We start from the raw sequence: 1,009 nt of genomic DNA, 5'->3' as shown, positions 1-1,009 counted from the left end.
TCGCTGCTCGCCGCCAGCGGGTGCGACGCCTCCGAGGTGCGGGCCTACGTGGGACCCCACATCGCGGGCGAGGACTACGAGGTCTCGCCCGAGCTGCTGGCACGCTTTTCGGGCGAGTTCGGCCCTGCGGTCGCGCTCCCCGGCAACCACCTCGACCTGGCGCGCGCCGTGGTGCAGACTCTGGTCGAGCGTGGGATGGGGGAGGACATGGTCCTCGACTGCGGCGTGTCCACGCCCCGCTCGGCCGACCGCTTCTACTCGTACCGGGCGGAAGGCGGCCGTTGCGGGAGGCACGGCGCCCTGGCGGTCCTGGGCGTCTAGCAAGGGCGCGGGGACGCTCCGCGTCGTCCCCTCGGGTCGGCGCGTGAGGAGACAGTCGAGGCCCGCGGCAGGCGGGCGGAAGGGGGAAACGTGGACGAGGAGGGGCGCAGGAGCTATCTCGGCTTCCTCGAATCCAGGAGGGAGAGGATCATCCGCCTGATTGCGGAGGCGGCCGCCCGCGCGGGCAGGGACGCCGGCGAGGTCACCCTGCTCGCCGTCTCCAAGACCGTGGGCGTCGAGGAGGTGGCGCTCGCCTGGGAGGCGGGGTATCGCGCCTTCGGGGAGAACCGACCGCAGGAGCTTGGGCGCAAGCTCCAAGGTGTCGCGGCCCTGCCCCAGATGGCAGGCGTGCGCTTCGACATGATAGGCAACCTCCAGACCAACAAGATTAACCAGGTCATAGGCAGGGTGGAACTCGTGCACTCCATCTCGTCCCCGCACCTCGCCGAGGCGGTGTCCCGGCACTCGGAGGCACGTGGGATCGTCACGCGGGCGCTCGTGGAGGTGAACGTCTCGGGGGAGGAGTCCAAGTCCGGGCTTTCCCCCGACGACGCGCGCGCCTCCCTCGACGACCTCCTCGCCCTGCCCGGCATCTCGCTCGAGGGGCTCATGACCATGGCCCCCGCGAACGACGCGGACGCGGCCCGGAGGGCCTTCTCCGGGCTCCGTGAGCTCCGCGACGACCTGC

The 1,009-nt window shown here is 71.6% G+C and carries 2 protein-coding genes; both read left to right on the top strand.

What is annotated here, in order from left to right:
• The coding region (locus tag BQ7388_RS10005; RefSeq protein ID WP_129583251.1) for a laccase domain-containing protein at nucleotides 1–321 on the top strand (321 nt) is incomplete at its 5' end.
• A gap of 90 nt (nucleotides 322–411) precedes the next feature.
• Nucleotides 412–1,009: YggS family pyridoxal phosphate-dependent enzyme (locus BQ7388_RS10000; protein ID WP_072500544.1), on the top strand; the 598-nt coding region annotated here is incomplete at its 3' end.

It is taken from the genome of Olsenella phocaeensis, assembly GCF_900120385.1.
Taxonomy (GTDB): domain Bacteria; phylum Actinomycetota; class Coriobacteriia; order Coriobacteriales; family Atopobiaceae; genus Olsenella_I; species Olsenella_I phocaeensis.
Note: the sequence above shows the minus strand (reverse complement) of the source record. Positions and strands in the feature narration are given on the sequence as shown.